Source organism: Planktothrix sp. FACHB-1355, from assembly GCF_014748295.1.
Taxonomy (GTDB): Bacteria; Cyanobacteriota; Cyanobacteriia; order Cyanobacteriales; family Aerosakkonemataceae; genus Aerosakkonema; species Aerosakkonema funiforme_A.
This window is the reverse complement of sequence record NZ_JACJUP010000757.1, coordinates 1-3,539: the sequence shown is the minus strand read 5'-3', so window position 1 is coordinate 3,539 and position 3,539 is coordinate 1. Positions and strand designations below refer to the sequence as shown.

The 3,539-nt window shown below is 49.2% G+C and carries 3 protein-coding genes; all 3 read right to left on the bottom strand.

Going from position 1 to position 3,539, the window contains the following annotated elements; genetic code table 11:
* Positions 1–1,031 (bottom strand): LCP family protein (locus H6S82_RS24370; RefSeq protein WP_242057094.1); only part of this gene is annotated, 1,031 nt, incomplete at its 3' end.
* Positions 1,032–1,327: 296 nt separating this feature from the next.
* Positions 1,328–1,702 (bottom strand): hypothetical protein, encoded by a 375-nt coding sequence (locus H6S82_RS24365; protein ID WP_190464149.1) that lies wholly within the window; start codon positions 1,700–1,702, stop codon positions 1,328–1,330.
* Positions 1,703–1,785: 83 nt separating this feature from the next.
* Positions 1,786–3,384, bottom strand: coding sequence for a S8 family serine peptidase (locus H6S82_RS24360; protein ID WP_190464148.1), 1,599 nt, complete (start codon positions 3,382–3,384; stop codon positions 1,786–1,788).
* Positions 3,385–3,539: the final 155 nt, after the last annotated feature.

Below are 3,539 nucleotides of genomic sequence, written 5' to 3'. Positions count from 1 at the left end.
TTTTTATTATTTGAGTCATCGCTATCCAAATATTGGCTGACCATCCTCTCAATGCCACGGCGATTCGGTAGCCAGTAACTAGCCTCAAACTGAGCGGCATCGCTAAAATCACCCGGTACCATCAACATTTGGATATTCGATCGATTCGTCTTGACACCAAAACCGACCAAGGCAACTAACTCTTCCACCGTTAAGTTTGTATCGATATGAGATTGAACCACCGAAAGAATTTGAGGCACTTTACCCAGAGTCGCCGGATTGAGCGCTTGTTCCACTAAAGCTCGCATTACCATTTGTTGTCGCTGTACCCGACCGATATCGCCCAGCTTGTCGTAGCGAAAGCGCAAAAAGTTCTGAACTTGAGGGCCGTTGAGGTGTTGCTTCCCTGGCTTAAAATCGATGTAAAGGTGTTGGGTATCGTCCTTATACTTCATTTCCTGGGGTACGAAGACCGTCACGCCACCCAAAGCATCGATCAATTTTTCCACACCTTGAACGTTGATGCGGACATAGCGATCGATCCTGATCCCGCCCAGTAAATTGCTTACCGCCCTAGCACTCAGGGCTGGGCCACCAGAAGCATTCGCCGCGTTAATTTTGGTAACGCCCAATCCCTCAACTAAAGTACGAGTATCGCGGGGAACAGAAAGTACAATTAATTTTTGGGTTTGGGGGTTAAAGCGCAGCAGGAGCATTGTATCGGAAAGACCCTCAAAAGAATTGACTACCGGGTCGTATCCATTGTTTGCTGGATTGGGTGCCTCACCTATCTCGGAACTGAGAACTTTTATTCCCAAAACTAAAATATTGACCGGTCGAGTTAACTCTGGCAAGCGCAGATTGGTCGTCGATATGTCTCCTTGAGAGAAAACAGCTGCTTCTTCAGCGCTCAGTTGAGCTTGCATCAAGGGTTTAGTGGAAAGAGACACTGCCAGCAGAGCTCCTGCTGTTGCCGACAGCATAGCGATTCCGGTCAAACCAAACCCAAGCCAGAGCCAACGTAGATGGTTTGCTTTGGCAGGTTGACTCATAAGTGATGGGCTTGTTTTTTGTCCCATAGAAAATAGAGCCGTAAATTTTCGAGTTGGCACTGGCTTCCTCACACACTAAAAATTCGCAGATCTGTAGGGGCGGGTTTAATTAGTATAAATATACACATTTCATAGGTTGAGTATACAAGCACAAACCCGCTCCTACTTATGAGATTTTGCAACCAGAATACTCATACCAGTTCTTCCTACGCTTTGGTACAAAATCAGGGTAATAATTTTCAAGTCCACTCCACGAGTTGCAACCGGAAAAAGCTGTAAGCTGGCAAACTTGGGGATTAAGATAAATATTTACCAAGCACCCGGTCAGCTATTTGAGTGACGATCGGTATGCGGAGGGATTGCCGCTGGGAGAAACGAATCATCAACCAAACACTCACCACAAAATAACTAGAAGTAAGCAAGCTATTCATCAATAACAGGGGCAGTTTCATCGATTCCGAAGCATCTGCCCCAGCACCCAACAAAATATACCCCAATAACCAGCCCAGGGCTAGTGTCACGGACAATCTACTTACGGCTTGTCGATACCGCGTTCCTTGACGGCGGTATAGTGTCCAGAGCGCGGGGAAAAAGCCGATGACTGGTGTCAAATATATAAATAGCTCTAAGCGCTTGAGGTCTGGATTTTCAAAGGGGTCTGTGTCTTTCATGATACTAGGTAGTAGTAGTGGCTGGCAGTACGCAGTTGCGATGAGAGCGAAGACAGCGCAACTACATACTGACCTGCTACCGATTACTTTTGAGGTACAGTCCACCAAGCTATAGCGTAAGGCTGAGTTACCTCGTTGACTTGTTGGCGATAGTGGACTCGGATTTTGTAACGACCTGTTTTGGGAACGGGGCAAAATATATGTTCGACGCTATCGACTTCGCTGACAGAGGCGCAGATTTTAGCGGCTGAGTCGTTACTATCGGCGGGTATGAGATAGAGGTCGAGGTTGTTCAAACCGCGATCGCGAAAAGTTTCTTCCAGATCGTACTGACCGTTTTTGTTGGTATCGTTTAGCTCTACCATTCTGTCCCATGCCAGAGTGATAGAGGCAAAACTTCCCTCCTGCAATGGTTTGTCCAACACATAGTCAACAGAGGAGCCAGCTTGCGCTTTGTTGTAATCCCAACCTATGGCAGGAGCAGTTTCGGATGGTTTCCACTGACTGCCGGCAAATTGCTGAACAGCACGGAAAGCGTTGAGCTGACCGGTGCCCATTTGCAGATCTAGGGGAACTTTATCATTTTTGTAGGCATCCGAATCCAGCCAAGTGCGGTTGCTTTTGTCGGTAATGGTTTTGCTCATACCGAGTTGCAAACCTTCGCCTTTATCTTTGAGTTTATCGGCTGAGTTGAGCAAGACAACTTTTGTGACTTCGTGGCGGCGGGAATCAATGCTCCAATGCGGTTGGCGGGTACTGAGTTGGCGATCGCCAAATTCCTGGATGAGCGCTACTGTAGCGGTAGCGTGGGGTGTTGCCAAACTGGTGCCGCTGACTTTGCTGACGGTACCATCTAGGTTGAGGACGGTGACATCATGTCCGGGCGCAACTAATCCGATCGAACGACGCCCTCCTACATTAATCTCTCTACCTGCTAACCTACTGATAATTCCTTCGGCGATATCGCCGATGTTGGCAAAGTCAACTTTGGCAAAAACTCCATTGATGCGCTTGGTAAACGCTACATTAATGCCGTTGAAGTTATCCGTAGGAATCGGTATTCCCCCGCGCCCCTGATTGCCTGCCACCATATGCAGTACATCGTAGACGCGAGCAGACCAATCGATACATTGGGTCAGTAGGGCGTTGCCGTCCAAAACTGCATCCGGTCGCGGGTCTCGTTCTAGGGATTCGCCAAAGCTGTAGTTAATCGCTCGCACGTCTCCGCCGTTTTGCTGGGCTACGTACTGAGAGGCTAGGCACTCTTCCGGTTGCCCGCTTTTGTCCATCGCACCAACAGCAGAAGAGTAAAGCCTTGCTCCCGGTGCCACTCCCGGTACGGCTTTGGCTCTGCTAATCATCATGCTGGCAACGCTGAAGGCGTGCGGATCTACGTCGGTATCTGTTTTGGCTGGGGTATCTCGCCAAAATACTCGCGCCACGGAGACGACGGTATGATTTTGGCTGCCTGTTTTGTCGATACCGAACTGTCCGGGGCGACCTATTTCTACTTGACCGATCGCGATTTTGCGCCCGGTCAAATTATGAGGAGATTTGTGTAGCCGTAGGGCATCTATGCCAGACTCGCCTACCGATGAGTTGTTGTTGAGGGCTACTACTGGGGTACATAGCCAGGTTGCGCTCAAACCCAAAACAATCCACGCCTTATTTTTCTTTAGCATCTGCTGCGCTCATCAAAAGTTTTCCCCGGAAAGGGATGAAACTAAATTGGGGCTCGTGTCAACTTATGTCGGCAACATCTACAAGGGCAAGGTGATCCGGGTCATGCCGGGCATGCAGGCCGCCTTCGTCGAGGTTGGCCTGCAGCGCGCGGCCT